Below are 13,716 nucleotides of genomic sequence, written 5' to 3' on the forward strand. Positions count from 1 at the left end.
GCTTACCTAACCCATGCCCAAATCGCGCCCGGTCGCTCCTGCGCTGGCCTTGCTGATCCTCGCGCTGATCGTGGCCGTGGCCGTGCTGGCCAGCCTCGCGCTCGGGTCCCGCTGGCTCGGGCTGGACGCGATTCCGCATGCGCTCCTGGAGTACTCCGGCCGCGACTCCGACGTCATCGTGCGCAACCTTCGCCTCCCGCGCACGGTCGTCGCCGTACTGGTCGGCCTGTGCCTCGGTATCGCGGGCGCGTTGATGCAGGGCCATACCCGCAACGCCCTCGCCGAGCCGGGCATCTTCGGCGTCAGCTCCGGCGCGGCCCTGGCCGTCGTCATCGGCCTGCAGGTCCGTGGCAACACTTCCATCGGTACGACGGTTTGGTTCGCGCTCGCCGGTGCCTTGATCGCGACGTACGTCGTCCAGCGCCTCGCGACCCGCGGCAGTGGTGCCTCGCCGGTGGGCCTCGCGCTGACCGGGGCGGCAGTCGCGGCCATGCTCTCGGCGGTGACCTCGGCCATCGTGCTGCTCGACGCGGACACCCTCGACGGCTATCGCTTCTGGGCCGTCGGGTCGGTCGCGGATCGCGGGCTGGACGTCGCTGGGCAGGTGCTGCCGTTCGCCCTGGTCGGCCTCGTGCTGGCGATGATCAACGCGCGCAGTCTGGACCTTCTCGCCCTCGGGGATGACGTTGCCGCCGGCCTCGGGCTGTCGATCAAGCGCGCGCGTTTTGTCGGCCTCGCCGCGATCGGGCTCTTGACCGCGGCCGGTGTCGCCGCCTGCGGGCCGATCGGCTTCCTGGGCCTACTGGCGGGCCACGTCGCGCGGAGGCTCGTAGGCGCTCGCAACCTCTGGCTGATCCCGGCAGCAGGCCTGACCGGCGCTGCCGCACTAGTGACCGCTGACCTGGCCGGACGGCTCATCGGCGGCGCTGGCGAAGTCCAGGCGGGAGTAGTGCTCGGACTGATCGGCGCGCCTCTCTTCATCCTGGTCGTACGTCGACGGGCGGTGGCCCTGTGAGCGTCGTGACGGCAACACGGCCAACAACGCCCGTCAAACCACGTCTAGTCGTCCTTGCCACGCTCTTCGCCGTACTGGCAGTTGCAGTCGCAGTGGTATCCCTGAGCTACGGAACGACCAAGATCCCGACAGGCGACGTACTGCGGGCACTGTTCGGCGCAGGTGACAGTGGCACGATGCTCGTCGTCCGGGAGTTCCGGCTGCCACGAGTCGCGACGGGTCTTCTAGTCGGTATGGCCTTCGCTGTATCGGGTGCACTGCTGCAGACGCTGTCGCGCAACCCGCTCGCCAGTCCGGACATCATCGGCGTCAACTCTGGTGCATCGGCTGCAGCGGTAGCGGTCATCGTCCTGGCTGGAAGCGCCGGTGGCGTCTCAGGCTTCGCAGCGAAGGTCGGACTGCCGCTGGCCGCTATAGCCGGTGGACTCATTGCCACCCTCCTGGTCGGTGTCCTCTCGCTACAGCGAGGTGTAGTCGACGCAGGTCGTGTGGTCCTCATCGGCGTGGGAGTAGCCGCTGCAGCCAACTCACTCGTCGCCTGGCTGCTGGTCCTCGGTGACGTCATGGACGCGGGCAGAGCCGCCGCTTGGCTCGCGGGTTCGCTAAACGCCAGGTCGTGGGCTGACGCAACACCTGTCGCCATTGCCGTCGTGGTGCTGGTTCCGCTGGCACTGGCCTTCGGACGCGACCTGTCGGCTCTAGTCCTCGGTGACGACGTCGCTTCGTCCCTAGGCGTTCGCGTGCCTAGGACGCGGCTTGCCCTGCTGATCATCGCCACCCTGCTTGCAGCCGTCGCAACAGCCGGTGCCGGGCCAATCGCGTTTGTAGCACTGGTATCCCCGCAGGTCGCGTTGCGCCTCGCCCGGACCGACCGCCCACCACTAGTCGCCACTGCGATGTTGGGCGGCCTATTCGTCGTACTGGCTGATCTGATCGCTCGAACCGGCCTCGAGACGCTTGGGGTCGGGCCGTACGAATTGCCCGTCGGGGTGGTCACCGCCGCCTGTGGTGCGCCGTACCTGATCCACTTGATCGGCCGTCAGCAGAAGGGACGCTGAAAACCGTGCTCGTCGAGAACATCACCCTCGGGTACGGCGCGGACCCGCCCGTCGTCTCGGGTCTGTCGCTGGAGGTGCCGGCCGGTCAGGTCACCGCCATCGTCGGGCCGAACGGCTCCGGCAAGTCCACCCTGTTGCGCGGGATGAGCCGCCTGCTCACGCCCACCAGCGGCCGGGTGGTGCTCGATGGCCAGGACATCCACCGCTTGCCCGCGCGGGAGCTCGCGCGCAAGCTCGGCATCCTTCCGCAAGGCCCAATCACGCCTGAGGGCATCACGGCCGCCGAGCTGGTCTCACGCGGGCGTCATCCGCATCGCGGTCTATTCGCGCGGCTCTCGTCCGACGACGAGCAGGCCATCGCGGATGCGCTGGCCGCTGTCGAACTGGCCGAGCTCAAAGATCGCCCGGTGGACCAGCTTTCGGGCGGACAGCGCCAGCGGGTCTGGATCGCGATGGTGCTGGCCCAGGGCACCCAACACCTGCTGCTCGACGAGCCCACGACGTACCTCGATCTGGCCCACGCGGTCGACGTGATGAACGTCGTACACGCGGCCGCCCATCGCTCCGAGCGGACGGTCGTGGTCGTGTTGCACGACCTCACGCTCGCCGCGCAGTACGCCGATCATCTGGTGGTGATGGGCGAAGGCGTGATCGCCACCGAGGGCTCGCCGCGTGAGGTGCTGACCGAGACCGTGCTCGCGGACGTGTTCGGTCTGCGCGCGACCGTGGTCGAGGTGGGCGGCGCGCCGGTGGTGGTCCCGGATCGTACGCTGGGCGGGTGACGTACACCGCCCGTCGTATCGCGGGTCTGCTGGACGAGGAGTTGCCCTGGCTCTCCGTCCGCGCGGCCGACGCCTTGCCCGGGCCGGAGTGGATTTCCTGCGGCGCCCTGGTCGAGGAGCAGCAGGCGGGCGGTGACCCGACGGCGGAGTGGCGTGCGGCGCTGGCGCGGGAGTACGGCGAGCAGTATGGGGTGGAGCCGCCCGTGCAGGTCGCCGCGATGTTCGTGCTCATGTGGTACGTCGGAGTGCCTGCGCTCGTGGCGGGTCTTTCCGGCGCACTGACGGGCTTTTCGCCGGATGTGTCGCCGTCATCCCTCGCCTTCCGGCGCCACCCGACGCAGCACTTCCCGACTGAGATCGCGCTGCTCTCTGACCAGGTCGTCCCGCTCGACGTCGCGGCCGCGCAGCTGACCGAACACACGCGCGAATTCCTCGAGAGCTTCCGCCCCGAGGTGAAACTCAGCAGCCTCCAGCGGTACGGCGCGGCCGAGGACGAGCTGCGCCGGGCGATCCAGACGCCCGAGGACGCCGAGTTCGCGAAAGACGCCGCGACGGCCTTCGGGATCGACCTCGATCAACAGGTCCGGACCTCTTGCTGTTTCTTCTACGTTTTGCCCGGTGTGACGCCTTGCGGAGGCTGTCCGCGGATCCGCTGACGGAATTTGTCGGTGGCCCCTGGCATTGTCCTTCGCATGGCGATGTCAACGAGAAGTAACCCGATGTCGGTTGTCCCTGTCGTAGGCCGCGGATAGGTTCGCTAGGGATATGACCGAGACTCCGATAGGCCCCACCACGGACCAGATCGGCTCCCGCGAGGAGGCCGAAGGGTTCGTCGCAATGGTCTGTTTCAAGCACGGACCCCCGCGATTGCACGGCGTCGAGCTGGAATGGACGGTGCATCACGCGGACGATCCGCACCGCCCGCTCGACGCGGCACACCTGAGTTCCGCGCTGGGCGTTTACGCGCCCACCACCCTGGTCCCGGACAGCCCGCATCGTCCGCTCGGCCGGGGTTCTCTGGTCACCGTCGAACCAGGTGGCCAGGTGGAGATCTCCGGCCCGGCCGCGGCCTCGGTGTCCCAGTTGATCGAGGACACCGCCGCTGATGCCGCCGAGCTGACCGCCTTGCTCGCCGCCGCGGACCTGATTCCCGGCGATCACGGCCTTGACCCTTTCCGGCCACCGCGCCGACTGCTCGACGTTCCCCGCTATGCCGCGATGGAGCGTGCCTTCGAGCGACTCGGTCCGCACGGCCCTCGGATGATGTGCAGCTCGGCCGGCCTTCAGGTCTGCCTCGACGCGGGCGAGACCGCCCAGCGCTGGCAGGCGTTGCACGATCTCGGTCCGACCCTGCTGGCCCTGTTCGCGAATTCCAGCCATCGCGAGGGCGCCGACACCGGATGGGCCTCCGCGCGGACGGAGGCGACCTTCGGCACCTGTGCGCCCTTCACCGAGCCGCCGCCCAAGCCCACCGACGACCCGGCGGCGGACTGGGCCCGGACCGCGATGGAGGCGCCCGTATTGTGCCTGCGCCGGGGCGACAGCTGGGACGCGCCGGCCGGGCTGACGTTCGGCGCCTGGGCGGATGGCGCGCTGCCGGACGACCGCCCGACGTACGACGACCTTGACTATCACCTGTCCACGTTGTTCCCGCCGGTTCGCCCGCGCGGATACCTCGAGGTCCGCTACCTCGATGCACAGACCGGCGACGGCTGGATCGCGCCAACGGTCCTGCTGAGCGCCCTGATGTCCGGCCCGGACGTGGTCGACCAGGCGCTCGCCGCGGCCGAGCCCGCCGCCGGGCGGTGGCTGCCCGCCGCCCGTAACGGCCTGGCCGACGACCTGCTCCGGCAGGCCGCCCGCCAGGTGGTGGAGGTGGGTACAGGGGCGGTCGATCGCCTGGACATCGGCAAGGACCTGGCCATCGAAGTCGGGGACCGCCTGCACTACATCGTCGACGACCTCAACGGAAGGCGAGCTTCATGAACCACCACCAGCTGTCCGACCTCACCGCCGAGGGCCTGCGCGCCTTCGTCGCCGAGCAGCTGACCCGCTCGCGCGCACGAACGGTGCAACTCACCGACGCGGTCGATACCGACGACCTCGTCCGGCAGCACTCCCGCCTGATGTCGCCGTTGGTGTGGGACTACGCCCACATCGGCAACCAGGAAGAGCTCTGGCTGGTCCGCGACGTCGGCGGCCGCGAGCCCGTCCGGCAGGACATCGACGAGTTGTACGACGCGTTCATGCACGCGCGTGCCGATCGTCCGGCGCTGCCGCTGCTCGGACCGGTCGAGACCAAGGCGTACGTGGTCGAGGTGCGGGACAAGGTCTTCGACGTGCTCGACCAGGTGAAGTTCGCCGGGCGGGAGCTGGTCGACAACGCCTTCGCCTTCGGCATGATCGTCCAGCACGAGCAGCAGCACGACGAGACGATGCTCGCCACCCACCAACTTCGCGACGGTCTGCCGGTGCTCGACGCGCCGCTGCCCCCACCGGGCCGGCGATTGCCGTCGGCCGAGGTCCTGGTTCCGGGCGGCGAGTTCGTGATGGGGACGTCGACTGAGCCGTGGGCCCTCGACAACGAACGACCCGCACATCCGGTCCGCGTAGCGCCGTACTTCATCGACACCGTGCCGGTCACGAACGGCGACTACCTGGCCTTCGTCACCGGCGGTGGGTACGACGATGAGCGCTGGTGGTCCGCGAACGGCTGGGCTCATCGGCAAAAGGCGAACCTCGTCGCGCCGCGCTTTTGGGAGGAGACGCCCGAGGGCTGGTTCCGGACCAGGTTCGCGCATCGCGAGGCGTTGCCACTGGATGAGCCGGTCATGCACGTCTGCTTCTACGAGGCCGAGGCTTATGCCGCCTGGGCAGGCAAGCGCCTCCCGACCGAGGAGGAGTGGGAAATGGCCGCGCGGTTCGACCCGGCGACGGGCCGGACCAGGCGCTTCCCGTGGGGTGACGAGAGCCCAGGCACGGAGCACGCGAATCTCGGCCAACGGCATCTGCGCCCAGCCCCGGTCGGCGCCTATCCGGCCGGCGCCTCGCCTTTGGGTGTCGAGCAGCTCGTCGGTGACGTCTGGGAGTGGACCAGCAGCGACTTCACGCCGTACGACGGCTTCCGTGCCTGGCCGTACGACGAGTATTCGCTGGTCTTCTTCGGCCCGGACTACAAGGTGTTGCGTGGTGGCTCCTTCGGCACGGACGAGATCGTTGCCCGCAGCACCTTCCGGAACTGGGACTACCCGATCCGGCGGCAGATCTTCGCCGGCTTCCGCTGCGCCCGCGACCCCCGACCCGAGGAGCTGAGCTAGTCGGATGTGCCGACATTTGGCCTACCTCGGGCCGTCCGTGCCACTGGCCGACCTGATCCTCGACCAACCGCACTCGCTGTACCAGCAGAGCTGGGCGCCGGCCGACATGCGCGGCGGTGGCACCGTCAACGCCGACGGCTTCGGCATCGGCTGGTACGACGCTGCAGGCGAGGCCGTGCGGTATCGCCGGGACGTGCCGATCTGGTCGGACCAGAATCTCCCTGGCCTGGCCCGATCGATCCACTCGGGCGCAGTGCTGGCAGCCGTCCGCAACGGCACCACCGGGATGCCGCCCGGCGAGGCGGCCTGCGCGCCGTTCCAGGATGGCGCCTGGTTCTTCAGCCATAACGGCATCGTTCGCGGCTGGCCCGACTCGGTCGGCAAACTGGCCGAGACGTTGCCCGCGACCGAGCTCATGCGCCTCGACGCGCCGACCGATTCCGCATTGCTCTGGGCGTTGATCCGGCAGCGCCTCCGGGCCGGCGCGACCGCGGCCGTGGCGGTCTCGGAAGTGCTCGCCGAGGTGGTTGCCGTCGATCCCTGGGCCCGGCTGAACTTCCTGCTCACCGACGGGCAGCAGATCGTCGCGACCAGCTGGACCCACGCCCTCTCGGTCAAGGCCACGGCGGATTCCGTCGCGGTCAGCTCCGAGCCCTGGGCACTGGCCGACGGCTGGGAGCCCGTGCCGGACCGGTCCCTGCTGGTCGCCACCAAAACTTCGCTGGCGGTAACTCCGCTGGTTCTCGATGACTCGATGGAAGGACCACAGTGACCCTGATTGATCCCACGATCGACATCCACTTGACCCCCGACTACGCCACTCGCGCCCTGCGCGCCGACGCGCGGAGCGGGCTCACGGCCGAGCCGAAATGGCTTGCGCCGAAGTGGTTCTACGACGCGCGGGGCAGTGAGCTGTTCGAGGAGATCACTCGTCTGCCCGAGTACTACCCGACCCGGGCCGAGCGGGAGATCCTCGATGCCCGGGCCGGCGAGATCGCCGAGCTGACCGGGGCGCACACGCTGGTGGAGCTCGGCTCGGGTTCGTCGGAGAAGACCCGGCTGATCCTGCAGGCGCTGCGCGACCACGGCACGCTCAGCACCTTCGTACCGCTGGACGTGTCCGAGGTCGCGCTGCGCGACGCGGCCCGCGCGATCAAGGAAGACTTCCCGGGCCTGACCGTGCACGGCGTGGTCGGCGACTTCACCGCACACCTCGACCAGCTTCCCGGCGAGGCGCCACGGGTGGTCGCGTTCCTCGGCGGCACGATCGGCAACCTCTTGCCCGACGAGCGCGCCGAGTTCTACACGTCGATCCGGGCCGTGCTCGAGCCGGGGGAGTGGCTGCTGCTCGGCACCGACCTGGTCAAGGACCCGGACGTGCTGGTCCGTGCGTACGACGATGCGGCCGGCGTCACCGCCGAGTTCAACCGGAACGTGCTGCGCGTGCTGAATCGCCAGCTCGGCGCCGATTTCGAGGTCGAGGCGTTCAGCCATCGGGCCATTTGGGATCCGGAGAACGAGTGGATCGAGATGCATCTGCGCGCCGATCACGCGATGAGCGTGCTGATCCCGGAGATCGGTCTCGAGGTGGAGTTCGCCGAGGGCGAGGAGCTCAGCACCGAGGTGTCAGCCAAGTTCCGCCGCGAAGGCGTCGAGGCAGAGCTCACCAAGGCCGGGTTCGCGCCCGGCGCCTGGTGGACCGACAGCCAGGACCGCTTCGCCCTATCGCTCTGGCAGGCGCTCTAACCCGTTGGACGACAAGGGCGCGCGGCCCGTGCCGCGCGCCCGGCGAGTCAGCCCCGAAAACCGTTGTCCCTTAGCCATCGGACAGTGATAGACAGCCCGAGTGGAAAACACTCTGGGGTTCCCCGATCTACTGGGAATGATCGACGAACGGTCGACCGCCTTCTGCGCCGCGGTCTCGTCCGCGCCCAGCCTCGACGCGCAGGTGCCGACCTGTCCCGAGTGGACGCTGTTCGATCTGGTGCAGCACCTGGGAGACGGGCGCTACCGCTGGGCAGCCACTGTCGCCGCGGGTCCTGCCACCGCGCCTCCCGCGTTGGAAGGCGCCCCGTCTGCGCCTCGGGAGCGCGAGGCCCTGCTGGCCTGGATGGCAGCGTCGACGCAGCAGCTAGTGGACGCACTGCGGGAAGCCGGCCCGGATCGCGGTTGCTGGACCTGGTGGGCGGACTCGCAGTCGCCGCAGACCAGCGGTGCCGTCGCGCGACACCAGCTACAGCAGATGGTCGTGCACACCTACGACGCTCAGATTACCGTGGGCGCCCCGCAGCCGCTGCCGGACGAGGCGGCGCTCGACGGCGTCGACGAGTTCCTGTTCACCTGCTGCGCCACCACGGCCGCCTGGCCGCACGAGCCTGCCGTCGTCGACTATCACGCCACCGAGGGCCGCTCCTGGCGCCTCTCGCTTTCCGCCGACGGCGCACGGACCACCCGTCTCCCGTCTTCCGATAGCGAGGGCTTGGACGCCAGTGCCTCCCTCCAGGGCACGGCCAGCGAACTGGTCCTGGCCCTGTACGACCGGATTCCGGTGGACTCCCTGAAGCTCGACGGCGACCGACGCCTGTTCGACCAACTCCTCGCGTGGGACCCGTCTGAGTAGAACGGCTACTTGATCCGTTCTACCAGGCGAACGGTGATGGTGTCGCCGGGGTCCTTCCCGATCAGCTTCCGCAGCTCGGCCTTGACCGGCAGCTTGTGCGTACCGTCGCCCAGCGCCATGAACGAACTCTCGAACGGATGCCCATCCATCGTGCCGCGCACCTTCACCAGCCCCCGCGTACCAAAGAACTCCGCCGATCCGGGCATCTGCACATACGTCCAGCCGCCCTTCGCGTCACTCTGCAACAACGGCGCCGTGAACTCCTTGTCGAGCAACATCGCCCGCTCCCTTCTCTCCGATGAACCCCTTCTCACCCAGGAGTAGAAGCCACCACCCCATTCTCGACATCCTCGCCGAAGTTTCTTTTCTTTGTCGCGACCACTCGCGACAAAGAAAGGCCGAGGTGGCCTTGTCTGCTGTGGGTAGAAACTGCGCGATCGGGGATGGCGGCGGCCTAGGTTCGTTGGCATGAGGCTTGATGTGGATGACTTGCCATTGCATTACGAGGTGTACGGCGACGGGCGGCCGATCGTGTTCTTGCCGCGTTGGGGCGACCAGTTGAGCGAGAACCGGGATTTGCATGAGCCGGTGTTCGCGAATCGCCCCGGCTGGCAGCGGATCTACCTGGATCCACCGGGCCACGGCCAGACGCCGGGGCGGCCGTGGATCAAGGGCCTGGAGGGATTCCAGGAGGTGGTGCAGCGCTTCGTGGACGAGGTCGTCGGCGATCGGCGGTTCGTCCTCGCCGGGGCGTCGGCCGGTTCGCTGATGGCGCGCGGGGTGCTGCGCGACCGCTTCGACCGGGTGGACGGCGTACTGCTGCGAGTGCCCGGCGTAATCCTCGACCCCGAGCAGCGGACGCTACCGCCGGAGCAGCCGGGAGTGCTCGACTCCGAGACGTACCAGGCGGCGTACAAGCTCAAGAAGGACCAGTACTACGACCCGGCCGAGCAAGCGGCTGACCTGGACTTCCTGGCAAGCGTGACCGGCGACCTCGGCAAGAGCACGTACAACGTCGACAACCTCTCAAGGCCGTTCGAAGCACCCGCGCTGATCGTTGCCGGCCGCCAGGACACCGCGACCGGGTACGTCGACCCGTGGCGACTTCTGCCGGACTACCCGCGCGCCACGTACGTCGTACTCGATCGAGCCGACCACGACCTTCCTGTATTGCAGGACGCGCTCTACCACGCACTAGTCGCCGACTGGCTCAACAGGATCGAGGAGCCGTAGTGGCAACTCCCGGCCAACCACGCGAGCGGTGGCGGCGCTACCACCAGACTGGCCGCTATGGGCCTAATCACCAGGTACCGCGCCACGGTCGCCGTACTGGCGCTCAGTCTCGTCCTGACCGCGTGCGGCTCCGACTCCACCAACACCGCCATACCGTCACCGTCACCCACCCCAACGGCCACACCCACCCCCACACCCACACCTGAGCCGACCCCGACGCCAACACCGAAGCCCACTCAAACACCAAAGCTCAAGCCGGCGAAGCCGAGGTGTGTTGGCACGTTCCAGAACGAGCAGTTCACCTTGCGCGCAACGGGCGGTGGCGGGATCTACGGCAGTTCCTTCTCCTGCGGCGGCCAGGACAACTACGTGATGGCTGAGCAGCTACAGAACGCCATTCGCTTCTACGTGGCCGCCAACACCGCCACGATTAGACCCGGCCAGACCGTCGCCATCGGCGGCTACAACATCAAGGTCCGCCTCATCAAAGGCTCAACCGCGGTCTTCGAAGTGACCCCACGCTGAGCGTGGCTCAACCCCGATCGACTAGAGGACTCAGCCGCCATCGGCGATCCGCTGCCGGGTATGGCTCAGGATCGTCGCCACCGGCCGACCGGTCACCAGGTCACCATCGGCGACGAACCCTTCCTCCCGGCCGGTGAGGTCCTGGATCAAGCGCCCACGCCACCGCGCCCGCAAATCCGCAAAGGCCGGATCGCCCGCCAGGTTGCGCAGCTCACCCGGGTCGTCGTCGAGGTCGAAGAGCTGCTCGACCCCCTTGGCCGACCCCCACACGTACTTGACCTTCCCGTCCGTGACCCACTGCAGCGACTGCCCCCAATAGACGTGCTCCCCATGCAGCCATTCCCGGATCGGCTCGGCCGGCTGCTCTCCGCGTAAGTACGGCGCGAGCGACCGGCCATCGACCGATGCCGGAATGGGCAGACCAGCGAGATCCAGCAAGGTGGGCATCACGTCACGAAGCTCGACCACCTGATCCACCACCCGGCCGCGGACGGCCGTGCCATCCGCGGCAGCGGCCGCCACGATGAACGGCACCTTCGCCGAACCCTCGTACGGCACGGCCTTTCGGAACATCCGGTGGTCGCCCATCATCTCGCCGTGGTCCGAGGTGAACGCGATCACCGTGTCGTCGTACAGCCCGAAATCGACCAGCGCTTCGCGGATCCGGTTGACCTGCAGGTCGATCTGCGCCATCAGCCCGTAGTACCCGGCGCGGGCCCGGTGCACGACCCGGTCGGGCAGCTCGCCGATCGCCGCCTGGTAGTCACCGTCGCGCCGGAACTCGTCCCACTCGCCCTCCCAATCACCGAGGACCCGCTGGTACGGCGGCAAAGCGTCGTACTGGTCGAACGCCCACTGCGGCGGGTCGTACGGCGGATGCGGCCGGTGGAACGACAGGTACAAGAAGAACGGCCTGGTGGGGTCGCGCCGGTACAGCCACTCCACGGTCTGCGTACCGAGCCAGTGCGTCGGATGCAGGTGCTCGGCCTTGTCCCACGGCCTGGCCACGACCGAGTTGCAGTTCACGCCGTGGTCGAAGTAGTCGGCGTCCGGGCCTATTCCGGGCTGGCGCCGGAGCCAGGGCACGTAGTCGTCGAAGAAGCCGAACTGCTGCCGATGCGCCCGGCGCGAGTGGTGCAGGAACCCGTCGTGCAGGACGACGTCGTCGAACCCGAGCCGGGCCCGTTCCGGCCAGACGTGCATCTTGCCGATCGCCTGGGTCTGGTACCCGCCACGGCGGAATTCTCCTTGCACCGTGACGGGATGCGCCGTCGCGAAGGGCACGGCCTCGTCGTACCCGACCCGGCCGTGCGCCTCTTGCGACTGCCCGGTGAACAACGCCACCCGGGCCGGTACGCAGGTCGGAGTGGCCGAATAGCCGTTGCTGAACCGGACGCCGGTGCGGGCCAGTTCGTCCAGATGCGGCGTCTCGACGTCGGGATGACCCGCACACGAGAGCGCGTCGCCACGCCATTCGTCGACGCAGATCAGGATCACGTTCGGCCTGGTCACCACCGCACATGCCTCCGAATGTGCTCGTTATAGCTTGAAACGCACAGTAACGAACACTCTAACGCACAACGGCCGGTCGCCTCGGAGGGAAGGCGACCGGCCGATCGAGCGACTAGAAGTTCGGCCAGGCCCAGCCGAGGTAGTTGGAGAAGTACGGCATCCGCGCGCTACCGATGGCTCCGCCGACGCTGGTCGCGACGAAGTAGCCGCCGCCCTTGGAGACACCCACGTGGCCGTACGGCGCCGCGAGGTCCCAGTAGACGAGTGCGCCCTTCGGCGGGTTGAGGTCGCCCCGGTGCGCCGCACCCCGGGCCACGGCGTCATTCCAGCCGGCCTTGGCGGAGGCCCAGATACCGGTCTTGCCGTACGAGTTCTCCGCCGCCTTCTCGCAGAGGCCCTGGTACGCGGTGGAGCCCATCCGCGCGTTGTACCAGGCGATGGACTTGTCGGCCCGCGGGTTCGACGTACACAGTGGGGCAACGAGACCGGAGCTGCCCGTGTTGACGTACGCGTCGGTGACGAAACCCTTACCCGGGATGTGGTCCCAGATCAGGCTGCGGCCGAACTTGCCGGTCACAGGTTCGCCGTAGATCTGGCAGTCGATCGTGATCGGTCCGTCCGGCTGGTTACCGGCAGAGGCGAAGCTGAGGGCGTTACCCGTCCGGATGGTCACACCGCCGCCCGAGTCGGTTACAACGGTTCCAGTCGCCAGTACGGCGTTCACAGCGGTAGGGGCGGCTGGGGCCGCAGTGGCGGGCAGAGCGAGCAGGGTGAGTCCGCTGGCGAGTACGGCGGCAGTAACGCGGGCGAGGGCGGTTCGCATGATGTTGTCCCCTTCTGGGTTGCGATTTGGCCGTACATGCAGAGAATCAGAGAGTCACAGCGTTGTCGCAGTGGGCAACGGCCAGTACCGGGCTCCAACAGGCGTCCGCCACAGCTGGAACTGGGGGTTCGGCGTGCGAGCAGCACAGGCCCGGCAGGTGATCGGCCTCCGCATGCGCGAACTGCGCGAGGCAGCAGGCGTACCACTGACCAAAGCCGCCGAGTTGTCCGGCTGGGACAAGGGCCACCTATCCCGGGTAGAACGCGGCCACACGAAGCCCAGCCGCGAACTGATCGAGTGGTACGACGCCTCGTTCGGCGCGGGCAGTGCGCTCGTAGCCCAGGTGGTGGACCTAGACGCCGCAGTGCGGGCTGACCGCGACATGGCGCTCCGGGACATGCGTAAACGTGGTGCGGAGGTCAGTGCGCCCATGTTGCTCGGGGGATCGGTGCCGGCCGACCACCACGCCGAAGACCGGGCAGAGCTGGTGGGGGAGACCGTGCCGGACGGTACGCGCATCGTCCGCGGTGAGACCTTCGACAAGACCTGGGACATCCGCAACAGCGGGGAGCGCCCGTGGTTGGGCAGATGGCTCACCCGGCAGGGCGCCGCCGGCGTACCCGGGTGGTTGCGTTCGCCGGCCAGGGTCAGCCTGCCGGATGCGCTGCCCGGGGAGATCGTGACCGTGCGGATGACGTTGCAGGCTCCTGAGCAGGCCGGTTCCTCTACGGCGTACTTCAAGATCACCGACGAGGCCGGGCGGCTCTACTACCCAGGACTGGAATCGCCGCCGGTTTACTGCACGATCTTCAGCACCTACGGGGAATGATT

Annotated in this window: 15 protein-coding genes; 12 read left to right on the top strand and 3 right to left on the bottom strand. The window is 68.3% G+C overall.

The window, feature by feature from the left end; all coding sequences use genetic code 11:
• The first annotated feature begins 13 nt into the window (after positions 1-13).
• From OG394_RS37910 to OG394_RS37950, 9 genes are all read left to right on the top strand, one after another.
• The gene (locus OG394_RS37910; protein ID WP_328992139.1) at positions 14-1,015 is read left to right on the top strand and encodes a FecCD family ABC transporter permease; all 1,002 of its coding nucleotides are present in this window, start codon (positions 14-16) and stop codon (positions 1,013-1,015) included.
• On the top strand, positions 1,012-2,073 hold the full coding sequence (locus tag OG394_RS37915) for a FecCD family ABC transporter permease (RefSeq protein ID WP_328992140.1): 1,062 nt from the start codon (positions 1,012-1,014) through the stop codon (positions 2,071-2,073). The genes OG394_RS37910 and OG394_RS37915 overlap by 4 nt, the downstream gene beginning before the upstream one ends.
• Before the next feature lie 5 nt (positions 2,074-2,078).
• Positions 2,079-2,855 (top strand): ABC transporter ATP-binding protein, encoded by a 777-nt coding sequence (locus OG394_RS37920; protein ID WP_328992142.1) that lies wholly within the window; start codon positions 2,079-2,081, stop codon positions 2,853-2,855.
• Complete coding sequence (locus OG394_RS37925) at positions 2,852-3,511, top strand: (2Fe-2S)-binding protein (protein WP_328992143.1); 660 nt, start codon at positions 2,852-2,854, stop codon at positions 3,509-3,511. The genes OG394_RS37920 and OG394_RS37925 overlap by 4 nt, the downstream gene beginning before the upstream one ends.
• Positions 3,512-3,620: 109 nt before the next feature.
• Positions 3,621-4,841: a glutamate-cysteine ligase family protein gene (locus OG394_RS37930; protein ID WP_328992144.1), complete on the top strand. Its 1,221-nt coding sequence runs from the start codon at positions 3,621-3,623 to the stop codon at positions 4,839-4,841.
• Positions 4,838-6,172, top strand: a complete 1,335-nt coding sequence (egtB, locus tag OG394_RS37935) for an ergothioneine biosynthesis protein EgtB (RefSeq protein ID WP_328992145.1) — start codon at positions 4,838-4,840, stop codon at positions 6,170-6,172. Before OG394_RS37930 ends, egtB begins: the two co-directional genes overlap by 4 nt.
• 4 nt (positions 6,173-6,176) lie before the next feature.
• Positions 6,177-6,944 (top strand): ergothioneine biosynthesis protein EgtC, encoded by a 768-nt coding sequence (gene egtC / locus OG394_RS37940; RefSeq protein WP_328992146.1) that lies wholly within the window; start codon positions 6,177-6,179, stop codon positions 6,942-6,944.
• The gene (gene egtD / locus OG394_RS37945) at positions 6,941-7,918 is read left to right on the top strand and encodes an L-histidine N(alpha)-methyltransferase (RefSeq protein WP_442914258.1); all 978 of its coding nucleotides are present in this window, start codon (positions 6,941-6,943) and stop codon (positions 7,916-7,918) included. Before egtC ends, egtD begins: the two co-directional genes overlap by 4 nt.
• A 100-nt stretch (positions 7,919-8,018) precedes the next feature.
• On the top strand, positions 8,019-8,792 hold the full coding sequence (locus OG394_RS37950; protein WP_328992147.1) for a maleylpyruvate isomerase N-terminal domain-containing protein: 774 nt from the start codon (positions 8,019-8,021) through the stop codon (positions 8,790-8,792).
• Positions 8,793-8,797: 5 nt separating this feature from the next.
• Here the strand turns inward: OG394_RS37950 and OG394_RS37955 are convergent, their stop codons facing one another.
• Positions 8,798-9,070 (bottom strand): DUF1905 domain-containing protein, encoded by a 273-nt coding sequence (locus tag OG394_RS37955; protein ID WP_328992148.1) that lies wholly within the window; start codon positions 9,068-9,070, stop codon positions 8,798-8,800.
• Positions 9,071-9,260: 190 nt separating this feature from the next.
• On the opposite strand from OG394_RS37955, the gene OG394_RS37960 reads away from it, so the two are divergent.
• Together OG394_RS37960 and OG394_RS37965 are read left to right on the top strand one after the other, a co-directional pair.
• Positions 9,261-10,025, top strand: a complete 765-nt coding sequence (locus OG394_RS37960; protein WP_328992149.1) for an alpha/beta fold hydrolase — start codon at positions 9,261-9,263, stop codon at positions 10,023-10,025.
• 57 nt (positions 10,026-10,082) lie between these two features.
• The gene (locus OG394_RS37965) at positions 10,083-10,550 is read left to right on the top strand and encodes a hypothetical protein (RefSeq protein WP_328992150.1); all 468 of its coding nucleotides are present in this window, start codon (positions 10,083-10,085) and stop codon (positions 10,548-10,550) included.
• A 30-nt stretch (positions 10,551-10,580) separates the two neighbouring features.
• Here OG394_RS37965 and OG394_RS37970 read toward each other — a convergent pair whose 3' ends face one another.
• Complete coding sequence (locus OG394_RS37970) at positions 10,581-12,062, bottom strand: arylsulfatase (protein WP_328992151.1); 1,482 nt, start codon at positions 12,060-12,062, stop codon at positions 10,581-10,583.
• Positions 12,063-12,174: 112 nt separating this feature from the next.
• The gene (locus OG394_RS37975; protein ID WP_328992152.1) at positions 12,175-12,885 is read right to left on the bottom strand and encodes a CHAP domain-containing protein; all 711 of its coding nucleotides are present in this window, start codon (positions 12,883-12,885) and stop codon (positions 12,175-12,177) included.
• A gap of 70 nt (positions 12,886-12,955) precedes the next feature.
• On the opposite strand from OG394_RS37975, the gene OG394_RS37980 reads away from it, so the two are divergent.
• A complete protein-coding gene (locus OG394_RS37980; RefSeq protein ID WP_328992153.1) occupies positions 12,956-13,714 on the top strand; it encodes an NBR1-Ig-like domain-containing protein in 759 nt (252 codons plus the stop codon).
• The last annotated feature ends 2 nt before the right edge of the window (positions 13,715-13,716 follow it).

Source organism: Kribbella sp. NBC_01245, assembly GCF_036226525.1.
Classification (GTDB): Bacteria; Actinomycetota; Actinomycetes; order Propionibacteriales; family Kribbellaceae; genus Kribbella.

What these genes read in the sequence shown, in the direction of transcription:
- OG394_RS37975 (WP_328992152.1), bottom strand. Translation starts at nt 12,885, where the DNA reads ATGCGAACCGCCCTCGCCCGCGTTACTGCCGCCGTACTCGCCAGCGGA.
- OG394_RS37930 (WP_328992144.1), top strand. Translation starts at nt 3,621, where the DNA reads ATGACCGAGACTCCGATAGGCCCCACCACGGACCAGATCGGCTCCCGC.
- OG394_RS37910 (WP_328992139.1), top strand. Translation starts at nt 14, where the DNA reads ATGCCCAAATCGCGCCCGGTCGCTCCTGCGCTGGCCTTGCTGATCCTC.
- OG394_RS37965 (WP_328992150.1), top strand. Translation starts at nt 10,083, where the DNA reads ATGGGCCTAATCACCAGGTACCGCGCCACGGTCGCCGTACTGGCGCTC.
- egtB (WP_328992145.1), top strand. Translation starts at nt 4,838, where the DNA reads ATGAACCACCACCAGCTGTCCGACCTCACCGCCGAGGGCCTGCGCGCC.
- OG394_RS37960 (WP_328992149.1), top strand. Translation starts at nt 9,261, where the DNA reads ATGAGGCTTGATGTGGATGACTTGCCATTGCATTACGAGGTGTACGGC.
- egtC (WP_328992146.1), top strand. Translation starts at nt 6,177, where the DNA reads ATGTGCCGACATTTGGCCTACCTCGGGCCGTCCGTGCCACTGGCCGAC.
- OG394_RS37955 (WP_328992148.1), bottom strand. Translation starts at nt 9,070, where the DNA reads ATGTTGCTCGACAAGGAGTTCACGGCGCCGTTGTTGCAGAGTGACGCG.